This window comes from Kitasatospora sp. Xyl93, assembly GCF_055383135.1.
This window is the reverse complement of sequence record NZ_AP029185.1, coordinates 5,945,767-5,963,535: the sequence shown is the minus strand read 5'-3', so window position 1 is coordinate 5,963,535 and position 17,769 is coordinate 5,945,767. Positions and strand designations below refer to the sequence as shown.

Below are 17,769 nucleotides of genomic sequence, written 5' to 3'. Positions count from 1 at the left end.
CCGCGAGGTGGGACGGGTGCCCCCGGGCCGTCGGGCGCCCGGTAGCGTGGGAGCCACCATGAACGCATCGCCCCTGGCCGCTGAGCCCCTCCCCGCCGCCCAGCACCGGACCGCGGACGAGCGCACCCTGCTCGTCAAGGTGTTCGGCAAGGACCGCCCCGGCATCACCGCCGGCCTCTTCGCGACGCTGGCCGGCTTCGGCGTCGACGTCATCGACATCGAGCAGGTCGTCACCCGTGGCCGCATCACGCTGTGCGCCCTGATCACCCCGCCCCCCTCGCCCGGCGCCGAGGGCGGGCTGCGGGCCACCGTCCACCGCTGGGCCGACGAGCAGAAGCTCCAGGCCGAGATCCTCTCCGGCATCGGTGACAACCGGCCGCGCCGCGAGGGCCGTTCGCACGTCACGGTGCTCGGCAACCCGCTGACCGCCGCCGCCGTCTCCGCGCTCACCTCCCGGATCACCGCCTCGGGCGGCAACATCGACCGGGTCTTCCGGCTCGCCAAGTACCCGGTGACGGCGGTCGAGCTGGCCGTCTCCGGTGTGGCCACGGACGAGCTGCGGGCCGCGCTGGCCCAGGAGGCGGCCACCCAGCGGGTGGACGTCGCGGTGGTCGCCGCCGGGCTGGAGCGCCGGGCCAAGCGCCTGGTGGTCATGGACGTCGACTCCACGCTCATCCAGGACGAGGTGATCGAGCTGTTCGCCGCCCACGCGGGCTGCGAGGAGGAGGTCGCCGAGGTGACGGCGGCGGCGATGCGCGGCGAGCTGGACTTCGCCGAGTCGCTGCGGGCCCGGGTGGCACTGCTGGCCGGGCTGGACGCCTCGGTGACCGAGAAGGTCCGCGCCGAGGTCCGCTTCACGCCGGGCGCGCGCACCCTGATCCGTACGCTCCAGCGCCTCGGCTACCAGGTCGCGGTGGTGTCCGGCGGTTTCACCCAGGTCACCGACCACCTGGTGGAGCAGCTGGGCCTGGACTTCGCGGCGGCGAACACCCTGGAGGTGGTGGACGGCCGGTTCACCGGCCGGGTGGTCGGCGAGATCGTGGACCGGGCGGGCAAGGCCCGCTGGCTGGCCCGCTTCGCCGAGCAGGCGAAGGTGCCGCTGGAGCAGACGGTGGCGATCGGCGACGGCGCCAACGACCTGGACATGCTGAACGCGGCCGGGCTCGGGGTGGCGTTCAACGCCAAGCCGGTGGTGCGGGAGGCCGCCGACACGGCGGTGAACGTGCCCTTCCTGGACACCGTGCTGTACCTGCTGGGCATCACCCGCGAGGAGGTCGAGGCGGCCGACGCGCTGCACGGCACCCCGACCGAGTAGACGGCCCGGCCCCGGCCGGTGGCGTGGGCCCCGCCCCGCACGGCCGCGGACGCGCCCGAGGGGCGCGCGGATCAGCTCCGCGCGCCCTTCGGGTCAGTTCCGGGGATCACTCCTGCGGCGTGTGGTACGAGACCAGCTCGGCCGCGCCCGGCTCGACGCCCTTCCAGGAGCCGCGGAAGCTGAGCACCGCGATCGCCGCCGTCGGGAAGCCGCCGAGCCGCAGCCGCTCCAGCGCGTCCGGGTCGCCCGCGTCCCCGGCCAGCACCTGGGTCAGCCCCAGCACCCCCGGATTGTGGCCCACCAGCACCACGTCCGAGTACTCCTCGGGCGTCTCCTGGAGCACGGCGATGATCTCGCCGGGGCTGGCCTCGTAGACCCGCTCCTCGTAGACGGTCTTCTGCGGCCGGTGCGGCAGCTCGTGCACCGCCAGCTTCCAGGTCTCGCGGGTGCGCAGCGCGGTGGAGCAGATCACGTAGTCGGGGTTGATGCCGGAGTCGACCAGCCAGCGGCCGGCGTCCGGGGCCTGGTGGCGGCCCCGGTCGGCCAGCGGCCGGTCGTGGTCGTCCACGCCGTCCGGCCAGTCGGCCTTGGCATGGCGGAGAACGATGATCCTGCGGGGCGTGTCGGCGCTCATACCCAGCAAGCTTGGCAGAAAAGCGGCCCGGTGGCGCGACGCTCCCGGATGCCGCCACTCCGAGGGACGAGGAGTGTCGCCACCGCCCCGTTCACCTGGGCGCCGGGCGGCGTACGGGCGTCCGTCAGTCCAGGTTGGGGGCGATGGTGGCGATGATCGCCACCAGCACCACGATGGCGGCGATGGCGAGGGCGATGCGGCCGAGCTGCTTGCGGCCGTCGGTGGGGTTGGGGTCGAGAACGGGCATGTCCGGAATTCTCCCATCCCGAACACGCCCGCCGGCCGCCGGGGCGTCACGCCGCGGCGCGCTCCGCCGGGTGCACCGCCTCGTCCTCGATGTGCCGGGCGCGCGCCGCCCGCAGGCCGAACAGCATCTGCGGCACCAGCAGCAGCGCCAGGAAGCCCAGCGGCAGGTACCACTCGCCGGTGACGTCGTAGAGCCGGCCGATCAGGATCGGGCCGGGGATGGAGATCAGGTAGCCGACGCCCTGGGCGAAGGCGGACAGCTGCGCGACGCCGCCGGCCGTCCGGGCGCGCAGGCCGATCATCGTCAGCACCAGCGGGAAGGCGCAGTTGGACAGGCCCACCAGGGCCGCCCAGACCCAGGACCCGCCGGCCGGGGCGAGTGCCAGCCCGGTGTACCCGGCGATCCCGCAGGCCGCCAGCACGACCACGAACAGCCGCTGGTCGCCGCGCCGGGCGGCCAGGTTGGGCAGCACGAAGGAAACCGGCACGCCGATCACCATGGTGACCGCCAGCAGCACCCCGGAGGTGCCCTTGTCGATGCCGGCGTCCTGGAAGATCTTCGGCAGCCAGCCCATCACCACGTACGCGCCGGTGGCCTGGAAGCCGAAGAAGCAGGCCAGTGCCCAGGCGGTACGGCTGCGGGTGATCGGCAGCCTGACCGGTACGGCGGCGCCGCCCGACCGCTCGCCGCGCTCGCGCCTGGCGATCAGCACCGGCAGCCAGAGCACCAGGGCGAGCGCGCCGAGGGCGGCCCAGACGCCGAGGCCGTAGCGCCAGTCGCCGCCGAGCGCGCTGGTCAGCGGCACGGTGACGGCGGCCGCCAGCGCGGTGCCGGCGGACAGCGCCATGGAGTACAGGCCGATCATCGGACCGACCTTCTCCGGGAAGTAGCGCTTGATCACGACCGGCAGCAGCACGTTGGAGACCGCGACACCGGCCAGCGCGAGCGCGGTGAGCAGCAGGAACACGGCCGTGCCGCCGGCGAAGGAGCGGGCCAGCACGCCCGCGGTGATCGCGCCCATCCCGGCCGTGACGACCGCGATCGGGCCGATCCGGCGGGCGGCGGCCGGTGCGGCGAAGCCGAACAGCGCGAAGCACAGCGACGGGACGGCGGTGAGCAGCCCGGCGAGCGTCGGGTTCATCCCGAGGTCGTCGCGGACCTGGTCGAGCAGCGGCCCGAGGCTGGTGACCACGGGGCGCAGGTTGAAGGCGGCGGCGATCGCGACGGCGAACAGCCAGCCCAGGTACTTGGCGGAGCCGGAGGCGGCGGGCTGCTCCGCGCGCGGCGGCCGGCCCTCCGTCCGGGCGGAAGCGGTGGTCTCTGCTACGGACATGGAGAGCATCATAGAATGATGGGATGAATTGATGCACCTTGGAATTGGCATGATGTGCCGACCGTTCATCCTCCGGCCACCTCCCACCCAGGCCCCACCCGAGCCGTAGTCGCAAGGAGTCCCCCGTGGCGCTGTCCTCGCCGAGGCGCACCCCGCTGTCAGACCAGGTGATCGCCCAGCTGCGCGCCCAGATCACCTCCGGGGAGTGGCCGGTCGGTTCGCGCATCCCCACCGAGGCCGCCCTGGTCGAGCAGCTCGGCGTCGCCCGCAACACCGTCCGCGAGGCCGTCCGCGCCCTCGCCCACAACGGCCTGCTCGACATCAGACAGGGCTCCGGCACCTACGTGCTGGCCACCAGCGAGCTCGCCGGGGTGATGCACCGCCGCTTCGCCGACGCCGACCAGGGCCAGGTCGCCGAGCTTCGGGCGGCGCTGGAGACCTCGGCGGCGGGCCTCGCCGCCCACCGCCGCACCCCCCGGGACCTGGAGCTGCTGGACGGCGCGCTGGCCCGCCGGGAGGCCGCCTGGCACTCCGGCGACGCCGAGGACTTCGTCCAGGCCGACGCCGCCTTCCACCAGGCCGTGGTGGCCGCCTCCCACAACGACGTCCTGCTCGCCGTCTACGCCGACCTCGGCGAGGTCACCCGCCAGCACCTGCGGCACGACGTCGGCCCCGAGCTGATCGCCGAGCGCTACATCGGCCACCACACCATCCTGGAGGCCATCCGGGCCGGCGACGCCCAGCGCGCCTCGGTCGAGGCCGGCCGCGCCATCGGCGCCTGCGCCACCGCCGAGGCCTGACCGCCCGCCCGCGCGAGCCGGAAACGCCGCTGCCCGGCACCCCCGAGGAGGGGTGCCGGGCAGCGGCGTACGGGCGGAGCGTCAGGCGCCGATGGCGTGCAGACCGCCGTCGACGTGGATGATCTCGCCGGTGGTCTTCGGGAACCAGTCCGACAGCAGCGCGACGATGCCGCGGCCGGCCGGCTCCGGGTCGCTCAGGTCCCACTTCAGCGGGGAGCGGTGGTTCCAGGTGTCGGCCAGGTCGCCGAAGCCCGGGATGGACTTGGCGGCCATCGAGCCGATCGGCCCGGCCGAGATCAGGTTGCAGCGGATGTCCCGCTCGCCCAGGTAGCGCGCCAGGTAGCGGTTGGTCGACTCCAGGGCGGCCTTGGCCGGGCCCATCCAGTCGTACTGCGGCCAGGCGAACTGCGCGTCGAAGGTCAGGCCGACCACCGAACCGCCGTCCTGCATCAGCGGCAGCAGGGCCGTGGTCAGCGACTTCAGGGAGTACGCCGAGACGTGCATGGCGGTGGCCACGGATTCCCACGGGGTGTCCAGGAAGCTGCCGCCCAGCGCGTCCTGCGGGGCGAAGCCGATCGAGTGGACGATGCCGTCCAGGGTCGGCAGGTGCTCACGGACCTGGTCGGCGATGCCGGCCAGCTGCTCCGGGTTCGAGACGTCCAGCTCCAGCACCTTGACCGGGTGCGGCAGCTTCTTGGCGATCCGCTCGGTCAGGCTCGGGCGCGGGAAGGCGGTGAGGATGATCTCCGCGCCCTGCTCCTGCGCGAGCCTGGCGGTGTGGAAGGCGATGGAGGACTCCATCAGCACACCGGTGATCAGGATCCGCTTGCCTTCGAGGATTCCGCTCATGATCAGTGACCCATGCCCAATCCGCCGTCGACGGGAATGACGGCTCCAGTGATGTACGCGGCCTCGTCCGACCCGAGGAACCGCACGGTGGAGGCGACCTCGGCGGGCGCCGCGTAGCGGCCCAGCGGCACGCCCGAGACGATCTCCGCGCGGCGCTCGTCACTGAGCACGGCGGTCATGTCGGTGTCGACGAAGCCGGGGGCGACCACGTTGACGGTGATGTTGCGCGGGCCGAGCTCGCGCGCCAGCGACCGGGCGAAGCCGACCAGGCCGGCCTTGGAGGCGGCGTAGTTGGCCTGGCCCGGGGAGCCGGACAGGCCCACCACGGACGAGATCAGCACGACGCGGCCCTTCCGGGCGCGCATCATCAGCTTCGAGGCGCGCTTGACCACCCGGAAGGTGCCGGTCAGGTTGGTGTCCACGACGGAGGTGAAGTCCTCCTCCGTCATGCGCAGCAGCAGGGTGTCGTTGGTGATGCCCGCGTTGGCGACCAGCACCTCGACCGCACCGTGCTTCTGCTCGATCTCGGTGAAGGCGGCGTCGACCTGCGCGGCGTCCGTGATGTCGCAGCGGACCGCGAGGACGTCGTGCTTGGCCAGCGCCTCGGGCACCTCGCCCGAGCGGCTGGTGACGGCCACCTTGTCGCCCGCTTCGGCGAAGGCCTGGGCGATCGCGAGGCCGATGCCCCGGTTTCCTCCGGTGACGAGAACCGAGCGGCTCAACGATCCACCTCTCTCCGTGTGTGAGCGCGTACGTCGGAATGCGTACGCAGTGTGACGCTATCGGGCGGTCGGCGGCGGCGGCGCATCGGGCTCCCACAGCGCCTTACCGGCGGATCTGTCGCAATCCGACAATCCGCGGCCACCCCGGCCGCCCCGGCCGCGGACACCGCCCAGGCCCGGGCGCTGCCCGGATCGGGGCGACTGTACGGGAACCACACGGACGGGCGCACCCGTTGCCCCCGTGGTGCGGGCCGGCCCGGGACCTGCCGTACCGATCCCCTACCGTCCCGGCGAGCGACGAAGGCAGAACGGATGACCAAGGCACGGCCCGGGAGCACCCCCCGGCGCGGACGACTGCTGGCCCTCACCGCCCTGGCGGCCGGCCTGGGCGCGGCCGCGTGGTCGCTGCGCGACCTGCCCGCGGCGTTCGGGCGGCGGCCGGACGGCGAGCGCGAGGAGCGGGTGCGCAACTCCCCGCAGTACCGCGACGGCGTCTTCCACAACGCGCCCTCCACGCTCGCCCGCACCGCCGGGGCGCCCGGCTTCGACGGCGCCACCGCCCGCCGGATGCTGTTCGAGCGGGCCGGGCGCGTCCCCGCCCACCCGGTGCCGACCGTCCGCCCCGCCTCCCCGCCCGGGCCGGCCGCCGAGGGCGTCGAGGTCACCTGGTACGGGCACGCCTCGGTGCTGGTGGAGGTCGAGGGCTTCCGGGTGCTGCTCGACCCGATCTGGAGCGACCGCTGCTCCCCCGCCGCGCACGTCGGCCCCAAGCGGCTGCACCCGGTGCCGGTGGAGCTGGAGGAGCTGCCGCAGGTCGACGCGGTGCTGATCTCGCACGACCACTACGACCACCTGGACATGGCGACGGTCAAGCGCCTGGTGCGCAGCCAGTCCGCGCCGTTCGCGGTGCCGCTCGGCATCGGCGCCCACCTGCGCCGCTGGGGCGTCCCCGAGCACCGGATCATCGAACTGGACTGGGACGAGACCTGCACCCTGGGCGGCCTGGTGCTCACCCTCACCGCGGCGCACCACTTCTCCGGCCGGGGGCTGACCCGCAACACCACCCTGTGGGGCTCCTGGGTGGTCGCCGGCCCGAACCGCCGGGTCTTCTACACCGGCGACTCCGGCTACTTCGAGGGCTACGCCCGGATCGGCGAGCAGCACGGCCCGTTCGACGCCGCGCTGGTCCAGATCGGCGCCTACGACGCGGCCTGGGCGGACATCCACATGACCCCCGAGGACGCCGTCCTCGCCCACCGGGACCTGACCGCCGGCCTGCTGGTGCCCGTCCACTGGTGCACCTTCAACCTGGGCCTGCACCCCTGGGCCGAGCCGATCGAGCGGCTGGTCAAGGCCGCCAAGGACCAGGCCGTCCCGCTGGCGGTGCCGCGCCCCGGCGAGCGGGTCGACGTCGACAACCCGCCGGAGCTCGACGGCTGGTGGGAGGCCGTCGGCTGACGGCCCGCACCGGCCCCCGGCGGGGCGGGACCCGGCGGGGGCCGTCCTGGCCAGAACCGCGGCGCACCGGTCGAAATGCGCTGGCCGGAAACCCGGTGGACGGGAAATGATGCGGTGCGGGCGCCCCTGTGGCGCCGCACCACCACCCTCCGTGACCTGGGAGCCCGCTTGCCTCCGATCCCTCCGGCCGATCGCTCCGGCGCGCCGAACGGGCGCGCCGTCGACCCGCTGTTCCTCGCCCTGCCGCTGCGCCCCCTCGCCGACGCGGCTCTCACCCGGGCCCGCGAACTGGGCGTGAGCCACGCCGACTTCCGCCTGGAGCGGATCCGCAGCGCCTCCTGGCGGCTGCGCGACGCGCGGCCGGCCGGCACCTCCGACAGCGTGCGGCTCGGTTTCGCCGTCCGGGTGGTGCTGGACGGCGCCTGGGGCTTCGCCGCCGGCGTGGACCTCACCCCCGAGGCGGCCGCCCGGGTCGCCGAGCAGGCCGTCGCGGTGGCCCGCCTCTCCGGCGGGATCGGCCGGGCGGCCGGCTCCACCGAGCGGGTCGAGCTGGCCGACGAGCCGGTGTACCGGGACGTCACCTGGGTCTCCTCGTACGAGGTCAACCCCTTCGAGGTGCCGGACGCCGAGAAGACCGCGCTGCTCGCCGAGCGCAGCTCCCGGCTGCTGGCCGCCGAGGGCGTCTCGCACGTCCAGGCGGCGCTGCGGACCGTCCAGGAGAACAAGTTCTACGCGGACACCGCCGGCACGGTGACCACCCAGCAGCGGATCCGGGTGCACTCCGACCTGGAGGCCACCTCGGTCGACGAGCGCACCGGCGCCTTCGACTCGATGCAGACCCTGGCCCCGCCGGTCGGCCGCGGCTACGAGTACGTCACCGGCACCGGCTGGGACTGGGACGCCGAGCTCGCCGAACTGCCCGTCCTGCTGGCCGAGAAGATGCGGGCGCCGAGCGTCGAGGCGGGCCGCTACGACCTGGTCCTCGACCCGACCAACCTCTGGCTGACCATCCACGAGTCGGTCGGCCACGCCACCGAGCTGGACCGCGCGCTCGGCTACGAGGCCGCCTACGCCGGCACCTCCTTCGCCACCTTCGACCAGCTGGGCTCGCTCAGGTACGGCTCCGAGCTGATGCACGTCACCGGCGACCGCACCGCCGAGCACGGCCTGTCCACCATCGGCTACGACGACGAGGGCGTGGCCACCCAGTCCTGGGACCTGGTCCGCGACGGCGTCCTGGTCGGTTACCAACTCGACCGCAGGATCGCCGCGTTGAAGGGCTTCGAGCGCTCCAACGGCTGCGCCTTCGCCGACTCCCCCGCGCACGTCCCGGTGCAGCGGATGGCCAACGTCTCGCTCCAGCCGGCCGCCGACGGCCCGGACACCGCGGGCCTGCTCGCCCAGGTCGAGAACGGCCTCTACATCGTCGGCGACCGTTCGTGGTCGATCGACCAGCAGAGGTACAACTTCCAGTTCACCGGGCAGCGCGCCTACGCCATCAAGGACGGCGAACTCGCCGGCCAGGTCCGGGACTTCGCCTACCAGGCGACCACCACCGACTTCTGGGGCTCGATGGCGGCGGTCGGCGGCCCGCAGACCTACCTCCTCGGCGGCGCCTTCAACTGCGGCAAGGCCCAGCCCGGCCAGATCGCGGCGGTCAGCCACGGCTGCCCGTCGGCGCTGTTCCGCAACGTCAACGTGCTCAACACCCAGCAGGAGGCGGGTCACTGATGACCGCGAAGCAGCCCCACGAACTCGTCGAGCTGGCACTCGGCCTCTCCCGCGCCGACGGCTGCGTGGTGATCGCCGACGAGGAGTCCACCGCCAACCTGCGCTGGGCCGGCAACGCGCTGACCACCAACGGCGTCACCCGCGGCCGCCGCCTCACCGTGATCGCCACCGTGGCCGGCGCCGAGGGCACCGCCTCCGGCGTGGTCTCCCGCGAGGCCGTCACCGCGGAGGAGGTGGAAGACCTCGTGCGGGCCGCCGAGGAGGCCGCCCGCGCGGCCGGACCGGCCGAGGACGCCCAGCCGCTGATCGCCGGCCGGCCCGCCTCGCCGGACTTCACCGAACCGCCCGCGGTGACCTCCATCGAGGTCTTCGACGCCTTCGGCCCGGCCCTCGGCGAGGCCTTCGCCCGCGCCGCCGCCCAGGGCGAACTGCTGTACGGCTTCGCCCGGCACGAGATGACCTCCAGCTACCTCGGCAGCTCCACCGGCCTGCGGCTGCGCCACGACCAGCCCACCGGCATGGTCGAGATCAACGCCAAGTCCGCCGACCCGTCCGGCTCGGCCTGGGTGGGCGCCGCCACCCGGGACTTCGCCGACGTCGACGTCACCGCCCTGCACGCCGAGCTGACCAGGCGGCTCGGCTGGGGCGCCCGCAAGGTGGAGCTGCCGGCCGGGCGCTACGAGGCGCTGCTGCCGCCCTCGGCCGTCGCCGACCTGTTGATCGTCCTCAACTGGTCCTCCGGCGGCCGGGACGCCCAGGAGGGCCGGACGGTCTTCGCCAAGCCCGGCGGCGGCACCCGGATCGGCGAGAAGCTCAGCCCCCTGCCGCTGACGCTGCGCTCCGACCCGCACGAGCCCGGCCTGGAGGCCGCGCCGTTCGTGCTCACCCACTCCACCGGCGGGGACTTCTCGGTCTTCGACAACGGCCAGCCGATCGCCGCCACCGAGTGGATCCGCGACGGCGTGCTGAACGACCTGATCACCAGCCGCCACGCGGCCGCCCTCACCGGCCTGCCGCTGCGCCCGGCGATCGACAACCTCGTGCTGGAGACGGCCGACCAGGAGTCCGCGCCGACCCTGGACGAGATGATCGCCCGCACCGAGCGCGGCCTGCTGCTCACCTGCCTCTGGTACATCCGCGAGGTGGACCCGGCGACGCTGCTGCTCACCGGCCTCACCCGGGACGGCGTTTACCTGGTGGAGAACGGCGAGGTCGTCGGCGAGGTCAACAACTTCCGGTTCAACGAGTCCCCGGTGGACCTGCTGAACCGGATCACCGAGGTGGGCCGCACCGAGCGCTGCCTGCCCCGCGAGTGGAGTGACGACGTCACCCGCACCGCGATGCCGCCCGTGCGAGTCACGGACTTCAACATGAGTTCGGTCAGCCAGGCCTCCTAGCCACTGACCGACGGGGGACGAGGGACATGATGGACGAGAAGCGCCTGGTCAGGTCGAGCAAGATGCTGTCGCGCATCCTGCGGCACGAGCCCGGGCTGGTGGGGGTCTCCCTGGACGCGGCCGGCTGGGTCCGGGTCGACGAGCTGCTCGCCGCGCTCGCCGCCCGGGGCCGGCCGCTCACCCGGGCGGAGCTGGACCACGTCGTGGCGAGCAACAACAAGCGCCGCTTCGGCTACTCGCCGGACGGTCTCTCGATCCGCGCCAACCAGGGCCACACGGTGGCGGTCGACCTCGGCCTGGCCGCCGCCGTGCCGCCGCCCGTGCTCTACCACGGCACCGCCGACCGGCACCTGGCGGCGATCTTCGACGAGGGCCTGCGCCCGATGGCCCGCCAGGACGTCCACCTCTCGGCGGACACCGAGACGGCGACCAGGGTCGGCGCCCGGCACGGCCGTCCGGTGGTGCTGACCGTGAACGCGGCGGCGATGACGGCGGCCGGCCACGAGTTCCGGCTCAGCGAGAACGGCGTCTGGCTGACCGACGCCGTACCCCCGCAGTACCTCTCCCGGCGCTCGTAACCGCGACCCGAAGGGCCCGTCCGCTCCGCCGGACAGGGCCCTTCGCGTACCCGACCGGGTGGGTCCGGCCCACCCGGTCTCGTCGCCGCCCGTGTCCGGGCGTACCGTGAGGAGGCCGCGCGGCCAGGCGCGGGGGTGCGTGACGAGGGCGGTAGGACACATGGGCAAGAGTGCCGACGGCGGGCAGGTCTTCCGGATCACCGGTGCGCGCAGCAGCCTCACCGAGGACGTCCGGGGGCGCCAGCGCCGCTACGTCATCTCGATGCTGGCCCGTACGGCGTGCGTGCTTCTCGCCGTGGTGCTGTGGGACGTCCAGCGGGTGCTGGCGTTCGCCGCGCTGGCGGGCGCCGTGCTGCTGCCGTACTTCGCGGTGCTGATAGCCAACGCGGGCCGGGAGCGGGCCCCGGGGCTGCCGAGCACCTTCGACATCCCGCTCGACACCCCGCTGATGCTCGGCCCCGGTGGGACGGGTGGGGCGGGCGCGAAGGCCGGTGCGCAAGAGGCGGAGGCGGTTCCCACCGATCCTTCACAGGACGTGGACTGACCGTCCGTTTCGTGTCGCTTCACCCCCGTTCGGCTTGGCGAAAGCTCAGAAGAACCTCAGATTAATCATGCAAGACCTCCCCATCCGAGGGTCTTGGCGTGACATACTGCGTACGCGCTCCGCATCCCCCGTCGGAGCGACGGACCGACGCCGGGCGGCTCCCCCCGTGGCTGCCCGGCGTCGCCATGCCCGGATCCGGCCGGCCCGCGCGGGCGTGACAGACTGGCGGTGCAGACGTACCCGCCAATCGTTGAGGACGGCCCGATGGACACCCCGCAGACGCCGATCTGCTCCGCCAAGGGCTGCCGGGCGGACGCCGGCTGGGTGCTGGTGTGGAACAACCCCAAGCTGCACACCCCGGACCGCCGCAAGACCTGGCTCGCCTGCGACGGGCACCGCGAGCACCTGTCCCAGTTCCTCGGGGTGCGCGGCTTCCTCAAGGAGGTCGTCGCCTTCGCCGACTGGACCCCGGAGGACGCCGAGGGCACCGGGGACTCCGAGAAGCCGGCCTGACCGCCGGGACGGCCGGCAGAGCCGCCGGGGCGCCGACCTGACCGCCGGACGTCGGCCTGACCGCCGAGCCGCCGGACGGCCGCCCGGGGCGCCGGCCTAGCCGCCGATCGCGGACATCGGCCGGTCGGGCTGGAGGAACTCCGGGTCGTCGATCCCGGCCCCGGCCTTCTTGCCCCACATCGCCGCCCGCCACAGCGCGGCCAGCTCGACGTCGTCCGCGCCCGAGCGCAGCGCGGTGCGCAGGTCGGTCTCCCCGGTCGCGAACAGGCAGTTGCGCACCTGCCCGTCGGCGGTCAGCCGGGTGCGGTCGCAGGCCCGGCAGAACGGGCGGGTGACCGAGGCGATCACGCCCACCCGGCCCGGCCCGCCGTCCACCAGCCAGCGTTCGGCGGGTGCCGCGCCCCGGCGCGCGGACGGCTCGGGGGTGAGCTCGAAGCGGGCCCGCAGCAGCTCCAGGATCTCCGTCGCGGTGACCATCGACGAGCGGTCCCAGCCGTGCTGGGCGTCCAGCGGCATCTGCTCGATGAAGCGCAGCTCGTAGCCCCGCTCCAGGCACCACGACAGCAGGTCGGCCGCCTCGTGGTCGTTGACCCCGCGCATCAGCACCGCGTTCAGCTTCACCGGCGCCAGCCCGGCGGCCTCGGCGGCGGCCAGCCCGTCCAGCACGTCCTGGTGGCGGTGGCGGCGGGTGAGGGTGTGGAACACCTCGGGGTCGAGGGTGTCCAGCGAGACGTTGACCCGGTCGAGCCCGGCGTCGCGCAGCGCGGTCGCGGTACGGGCCAACCCGATGCCGTTGGTGGTCAGCGAGAGCTCGGGGCGCGGCTCCAGCTCCGCGCAGGCGGCGACGACGGCGACCAGTCCGGGGCGCAGCAGCGGCTCGCCGCCGGTGAAGCGGACCTCGCGCACGCCCAGGTCGCGCACCGCGACGGTGACCAGCCGGACGATCTCCTCGTCGGTCAGCAGGTCAGGCTTGGCCAGCCACTGCAGGCCCTCCTCCGGCATGCAGTAGGTGCACCGCAGGTTGCACCGGTCCGTGAGGGAGACCCGCAGGTCAACGGCCTGTCGTCCGAAGGTGTCGAGCAGCACGTGCGTCCTTCCCCGAGATGCGACCGGCCCGGCCACCGTGACGGCGGGCCGGGCCAGCATAGTCATCGCGGGACGATCAGTGGGCGCCCAGTCCGGTCAGCGAGCGGACCTCCAGTTCAGCGTACTTCGCCGGGTCGGGTCGTTCCCCGGACAGCAGGGTGCCGATCCAGCCCGCCAGGAAGCCGATCGGAATGGAGACCAGCCCGGGGTTCTCCAGCGGGAACCAGTGGAAGTCGGAGTGCGGGAAGAGCGACTTGTCGCTTCCGGACAGCACCGGGGAGAACATCACCAGCACCACCGAGGAGACCAGGCCGGCGTAGACCGAGCTGACCGCGCCGGTGGTGGTGAAGCGCTTCCAGAACAGCGAGTAGAGCAGGGTCGGCAGGTTCGCCGAGGCGGCCACCGCGAAGGCCAGCGCGACCAGGGCGGCGGTGCTGAGCTTGCCCGCGTAGAGGCTGAGCACGATGGAGACCGCGCCGATCGCGACGGCGGCCCACTTCGCCGAGAGCACCTCCTCCCGCTCGCTCGCCCTGCCGCGCCGGATCACGTTGGCGTACAGGTCGTGGGCGAAAGAGGCCGAGGAGGCCAGGGTGAGACCGGCGACCACGGCGAGGATGGTGGCGAAGGCGACCGCCGAGATCACCGCGAGCATGACCGCCCCGCCGGTGGTGCCGGCCCCGCCGCCGAGCTGCTCGGCGAGCAGCGGCGCCGCGGTGTTCCCGGACGGCGTCTTGCCCTCGACGGCCACCATGCCGCTGCGGCCGACCAGTGCCGCGGCGCCGAAGCCGAGGGCCAGGGTCATCAGGTAGAAGACGCCGATGATGCCGATCGCCCAGAGCACCGACTTCCGGGCCGCCTTGGCGGTGGGCACGGTGTAGAAGCGGACCAGGATGTGCGGCAGTCCGGCGGTGCCGAGCACCAGGGCGATCCCCAGGCTGATGAAGTCGAGCTTGGAGGTGTCGCTGGCGCCGTACTTCAGCCCGGGTTCGAGGAAGGCCGTGCCCTTGCCGCTGGCGGAGGCGGCCGCGCCGAGCAGCTCCGAGGGGTTGAAGTGGTACTTGGCGAGCACCAGGACGGTCATCAGCGCGGCGCCGACGATCAGCAGCACCGCCTTGACGATCTGCACCCAGGTGGTGCCCTTCATGCCCCCTATCACCACGTAGATGATCATCAGGGCGCCCACCGCGAGGATGGTCCAGCGCTTGGCGCCGTCCCCGGTGACCCCCAGCAGCAGGGCCACCAGCGCCCCGGCGCCGACCATCTGGGCGAGCAGGTAGAAGATCGACACCACGATGGTGGACACCCCGGCCGCGGTGCGCACCGGGCGCTGGCGCATCCGGAAGGCGAGCACGTCCGCCATGGTGAACCGGCCGGAGTTGCGCAGCGGTTCGGCGATCAGCAGCAGCGCGACCAGCCAGGCGACCAGGAAGCCGATCGAGTACAGGAAGCCGTCGTAGCCGTTGAGCGCGATCAACCCGGCGATGCCGAGGAAGGAGGCGGCGGACATGTAGTCGCCGGAGATGGCCAGGCCGTTCTGGAAGCCGGTGAAGCCGCGGCCGCCGGCGTAGAAGTCGGAGGCGCTCCGGTTCTGCCGCCCGGCCCGGACGGTGATGACCAGGGTGGCCAGGACGAAGACCCCGAACAGGGTCATCGTCAGGCCGCGGTGCTCGGTGGCGGAGCTGGCGAGCAGGCTCATTCGGCGGACTCCCGGGGAGCGTGGACGACGGCGCCGTGCGCCTCGCGGATCGCCGCGGCGGACGGGTCGATCCGCCGGTCCGCGTAGCGGGCGTACCAGGCGGCGATGGCGAAGGTGGTCGCGAACTGCAGCAGCCCGAGCACCAGGGCCAGGTTGACGTGCCCGAGGACCTTGGTGCGCATCAGCCCCGGGGCGTAGCAGGAGAGCAGCACGTAGAGCAGGTACCAGAGCACGAAACCGATGGTGACCGGGAAGGCGAAGCTCCGGAACGAGCGCCGCAGCTTCCTGAACTCATCGCTGTCGTCGATGAGTTGGGCTTCCGTGGCGGCGGTGGTGAGCGGCGGCGAATCCACGCTGTCTCCTCACTCCTTCGGCGTATTAGTCACACGGGGGGAACGATCGAACGTGAGGGGCGTCACACGTCTGGTGCGCGCCGCGCAATGCTAGGAGCGTCCTGCCCGCCCCGGAAGGGGTTGATCGCGATCAGTCGACCGTTCGCCCCCTCGCACCATCCGATTGGCCGAAAAACATCCCATCTTGGCACCACGCCGCACACGGTCCCGGGTCCCACCGCCACCGGGAGACCCCTCGGGAAACGACATCGGGAAACGGCACCGGGAAACGCGACCGGCCCGTGCCGCGCCCCCGGGCGGGGGGCGGCACGGGCCGGCGGCCGGGAGGCCGAGGCGTCAGAAGGCGATCCGCACCTTCAGGGCCGAGCGGTCGTCCATCGCGCGGTAGCCGTCCGGGACGCCGTCCAGGTCGACGGTGCGGTCGAAGACCAGACCGGGCTCGATGGCGCCCGAGAGCACGTCCGGCAGCAGTTCGGGGATGTACGCGCGGGCCGGGGCGACGCCGCCGTTCAGCGAAACGTTTCGGCCGAACATCTGGCCGATGTCGACGCCCGCGCTGCCGCCGTGCGGCACCCCGACGTACCCCACCGCGCCGCCGTCCCGGGCGATCGAGATGGCCGTCCGCATCGACTCCTCGGTGCCGACCGCCTCCAGCACCGCGTGCGCGCCCTGACCGCCGGTCAGCTCCTTCACCGCCTCGACCGCTGCCTCGCCGCGCTCCGCCACCACGTCCGTGGCCCCGAAGCGCACGGCCAGCTCGGTACGGGCGGTGTGCCGGCCCAGCGCGATGATCCGGCCCGCGCCCAGCCGGTGCGCCGCCAGCACGCCGCACAGGCCCACCGCGCCGTCGCCGACCACCGCGACCGTCGAGCCGGGCCGCACCCGCGCCGAGACCGCCGCGTGGTGCCCGGTCGACATCACGTCGGACAGCGCCAGCAGCCCGGGCAGCAGCTTCTCGTCGCCCGCCGCCTCCTTCGGCAGCTTCACCAGCGTCCCGTCCGCGAACGGCACCCGGACCGCCTCGCCCTGGCCGCCGTCCGAACCGACCTGCCCCCAGAACCCGCCGTGCGGGCAGGAGGTCTGGAGGTCCTCGAGACAGAAGTCACACGTCCCGTCGGACCAGACGAACGGCGCGACCACCAGGTCGCCCCTGGCGAAGCCGCGCACGTCGGCGCCGACCTCCTCGACCACGCCCAGGAACTCGTGCCCGATCCGCTGCCCGGCCACCCGCTGCGCCACCCCGCGGTAGGCCCACAGGTCGCTGCCGCAGATGCAGGCGTTCACCACCCGGAGCACCACGTCCGTCGGCTGCTGGATCACCGGGTCCGGGACTTCTTCGATCCGGATGTCGTTGGGGCCGTGAATCACGGTGGCACGCATGCGCTGTTCCTTAGCTGAACGATATCGACCAGGTGTACGACACCCCCGCCGACCACTCTATTCCGGACGGTCGGTCGGAACATTCCGGCCGGAGCCACCCGTCCGGCCCCTTATCCTGTTGGACCATGCAACCGATCCAGCCCGAGACGTACGGAGCGCCGCGGACCGCACCGGTCCCCGCGCAGCGCTCCGCCGCACCCACCGGGGGCTTCGCGGTCGTCGACGTCGAGACCACCGGTCTCGGCCGCTCGGACCGCGTCATCTCGGCGGGCGTCTACCAGCTGGACCCGGACGGCGACGTCGTCGACCACTGGTACACCCTGGTCAACCCCGAGCGGGACCCGGGGCCGGTCTGGATCCACGGCCTCACCGCCGAACTGCTCGCCACCGCCCCGACCTTCCCGCAGATCGCCGACGAGTTCGCCACCCGCCTGGAGAACCGCGTCCTGGTCGCGCACAACGCGCTCTTCGACTGGAACATGATCTCCCGCGAGTTCTCCCGGGCCGGCCTGCGCGCCCCGGTCGAGCACCGGCTGTGCACCATGGTCCTCTCCCGCGACCTGCGCCTGCCGCTGCCCAACGGCAAGCTGTCCTCGCTCGCCGCCCACTTCGGCGTCCGGCAGCGCCACGCCCACAACGCCCTGGACGACGCCCGGGTGCTCGCCGAGGCCTTCCGCCCCAGCCTCCACCTCGCCCGCGACGGCGGCGTGCCGCTGCCGCTGCAGAAGTGCGTCGCGGTCACCGACCTCGGCGAGGAGGAGCCCGCCGCGCCCGGCCGCAGCACCTGGACCGGCAACTCGTACCGCCAGGCCAGGAAGCGGCCGCCCTGCCCGTACCCCAACCCGGGGCGCTGGGAGGACGGCAAGCCGCTGGTCCAGGGCATGCGGGTGGCCATCACCGGCGACACCGCCACCGACCGCGAGGTCCTGGAGGACCGCGCGGTCGAGGCCGGCCTGCACATCGCGACCTCGGTGAGCCGCCTCACCAGCCTGCTGGTCACCAACGAACCGGACAGCTGGAGCGGCAAGGCCCGCAAGGCCCGTGACGTCGGCACGCCCATCGTCCGCGAGGACGCCTTCCTCCAGCTGCTGCGCGAGGTCGCCCCGCACCCCGGTGCGTGAGCCGGTTGTGAG

18 protein-coding genes are annotated in these 17,769 nt (G+C 73.2%); 9 read left to right on the top strand and 9 right to left on the bottom strand.

Annotated features, from left to right (window positions below; genetic code table 11):
• The first annotated feature begins 58 nt into the window (after positions 1–58).
• The gene (gene serB / locus ACZ5GH_RS26395) at positions 59–1,315 is read left to right on the top strand and encodes a phosphoserine phosphatase SerB (RefSeq protein WP_387758510.1); all 1,257 of its coding nucleotides are present in this window, start codon (positions 59–61) and stop codon (positions 1,313–1,315) included.
• Positions 1,316–1,421: 106 nt separating this feature from the next.
• Here the strand turns inward: serB and ACZ5GH_RS26390 are convergent, their stop codons facing one another.
• The 3 genes from ACZ5GH_RS26390 to ACZ5GH_RS26380 all read right to left on the bottom strand — a co-directional run bounded on the left by ACZ5GH_RS26390 (position 1,422) and on the right by ACZ5GH_RS26380 (position 3,538).
• Positions 1,422–1,949, bottom strand: coding sequence for a SixA phosphatase family protein (locus ACZ5GH_RS26390; RefSeq protein WP_464335399.1), 528 nt, complete (start codon positions 1,947–1,949; stop codon positions 1,422–1,424).
• Between the two features lie 124 nt (positions 1,950–2,073).
• Complete coding sequence (locus tag ACZ5GH_RS26385) at positions 2,074–2,196, bottom strand: SGM_5486 family transporter-associated protein (RefSeq protein WP_387758507.1); 123 nt, start codon at positions 2,194–2,196, stop codon at positions 2,074–2,076.
• 46 nt (positions 2,197–2,242) lie between these two features.
• The gene (locus tag ACZ5GH_RS26380; RefSeq protein WP_464336874.1) at positions 2,243–3,538 is read right to left on the bottom strand and encodes a CynX/NimT family MFS transporter; all 1,296 of its coding nucleotides are present in this window, start codon (positions 3,536–3,538) and stop codon (positions 2,243–2,245) included.
• A gap of 116 nt (positions 3,539–3,654) precedes the next feature.
• Here ACZ5GH_RS26380 and ACZ5GH_RS26375 point away from each other — a divergent pair, with 116 nt between their 5' ends.
• Positions 3,655–4,329, top strand: a complete 675-nt coding sequence (locus ACZ5GH_RS26375) for a FadR/GntR family transcriptional regulator (RefSeq protein ID WP_387758505.1) — start codon at positions 3,655–3,657, stop codon at positions 4,327–4,329.
• Between the two features lie 81 nt (positions 4,330–4,410).
• On the opposite strand, the gene fabI is transcribed toward ACZ5GH_RS26375, so the two are convergent.
• Together fabI and fabG are read right to left on the bottom strand one after the other, a co-directional pair.
• Positions 4,411–5,178 (bottom strand): enoyl-ACP reductase FabI, encoded by a 768-nt coding sequence (gene fabI, locus ACZ5GH_RS26370; protein ID WP_359911482.1) that lies wholly within the window; start codon positions 5,176–5,178, stop codon positions 4,411–4,413.
• 2 nt (positions 5,179–5,180) lie between these two features.
• Positions 5,181–5,900, bottom strand: coding sequence for a 3-oxoacyl-[acyl-carrier-protein] reductase (gene fabG / locus ACZ5GH_RS26365; protein ID WP_464335398.1), 720 nt, complete (start codon positions 5,898–5,900; stop codon positions 5,181–5,183).
• A gap of 312 nt (positions 5,901–6,212) precedes the next feature.
• Between fabG and ACZ5GH_RS26360 the strand changes: the two genes are divergently transcribed.
• The 6 genes from ACZ5GH_RS26360 to ACZ5GH_RS26335 all read left to right on the top strand — a co-directional run bounded on the left by ACZ5GH_RS26360 (position 6,213) and on the right by ACZ5GH_RS26335 (position 12,121).
• The gene (locus ACZ5GH_RS26360; protein ID WP_387758501.1) at positions 6,213–7,358 is read left to right on the top strand and encodes an MBL fold metallo-hydrolase; all 1,146 of its coding nucleotides are present in this window, start codon (positions 6,213–6,215) and stop codon (positions 7,356–7,358) included.
• A 177-nt stretch (positions 7,359–7,535) separates the two neighbouring features.
• The gene (locus ACZ5GH_RS26355) at positions 7,536–9,089 is read left to right on the top strand and encodes a TldD/PmbA family protein (protein ID WP_387758535.1); all 1,554 of its coding nucleotides are present in this window, start codon (positions 7,536–7,538) and stop codon (positions 9,087–9,089) included.
• Positions 9,089–10,486, top strand: a complete 1,398-nt coding sequence (locus tag ACZ5GH_RS26350; protein WP_387758499.1) for a metallopeptidase TldD-related protein — start codon at positions 9,089–9,091, stop codon at positions 10,484–10,486. Before ACZ5GH_RS26355 ends, ACZ5GH_RS26350 begins: the two co-directional genes overlap by 1 nt.
• Before the next feature lie 29 nt (positions 10,487–10,515).
• Positions 10,516–11,064 carry an RNA 2'-phosphotransferase gene (locus ACZ5GH_RS26345; RefSeq protein WP_387758534.1) on the top strand — a complete coding sequence of 183 codons (549 nt, stop codon included), beginning with the start codon at positions 10,516–10,518 and terminating at the stop codon, positions 11,062–11,064.
• 160 nt (positions 11,065–11,224) lie between these two features.
• Entirely contained in the window at positions 11,225–11,608 is a 384-nt protein-coding gene (locus tag ACZ5GH_RS26340; protein ID WP_387758498.1) for a DUF3099 domain-containing protein, read from the top strand.
• Positions 11,609–11,872: 264 nt separating this feature from the next.
• Positions 11,873–12,121 carry a hypothetical protein gene (locus ACZ5GH_RS26335; RefSeq protein WP_387758496.1) on the top strand — a complete coding sequence of 83 codons (249 nt, stop codon included), beginning with the start codon at positions 11,873–11,875 and terminating at the stop codon, positions 12,119–12,121.
• 96 nt (positions 12,122–12,217) lie between these two features.
• On the opposite strand, the gene moaA is transcribed toward ACZ5GH_RS26335, so the two are convergent.
• The 4 genes from moaA to ACZ5GH_RS26315 form a co-directional block, all read right to left on the bottom strand.
• The gene (gene moaA / locus ACZ5GH_RS26330; RefSeq protein WP_387758532.1) at positions 12,218–13,207 is read right to left on the bottom strand and encodes a GTP 3',8-cyclase MoaA; all 990 of its coding nucleotides are present in this window, start codon (positions 13,205–13,207) and stop codon (positions 12,218–12,220) included.
• A 76-nt stretch (positions 13,208–13,283) separates the two neighbouring features.
• Positions 13,284–14,903 (bottom strand): solute symporter family protein, encoded by a 1,620-nt coding sequence (locus ACZ5GH_RS26325; protein WP_464335397.1) that lies wholly within the window; start codon positions 14,901–14,903, stop codon positions 13,284–13,286.
• Positions 14,900–15,256 carry a DUF485 domain-containing protein gene (locus ACZ5GH_RS26320; protein ID WP_387758492.1) on the bottom strand — a complete coding sequence of 119 codons (357 nt, stop codon included), beginning with the start codon at positions 15,254–15,256 and terminating at the stop codon, positions 14,900–14,902. Before ACZ5GH_RS26320 ends, ACZ5GH_RS26325 begins: the two co-directional genes overlap by 4 nt.
• A 336-nt stretch (positions 15,257–15,592) precedes the next feature.
• On the bottom strand, positions 15,593–16,636 hold the full coding sequence (locus tag ACZ5GH_RS26315; RefSeq protein ID WP_464335396.1) for a zinc-dependent alcohol dehydrogenase family protein: 1,044 nt from the start codon (positions 16,634–16,636) through the stop codon (positions 15,593–15,595).
• Positions 16,637–16,761: 125 nt separating this feature from the next.
• Here ACZ5GH_RS26315 and ACZ5GH_RS26310 point away from each other — a divergent pair, with 125 nt between their 5' ends.
• The gene (locus ACZ5GH_RS26310) at positions 16,762–17,757 is read left to right on the top strand and encodes a DEDDh family exonuclease (RefSeq protein WP_387758489.1); all 996 of its coding nucleotides are present in this window, start codon (positions 16,762–16,764) and stop codon (positions 17,755–17,757) included.
• The last annotated feature ends 12 nt before the right edge of the window (positions 17,758–17,769 follow it).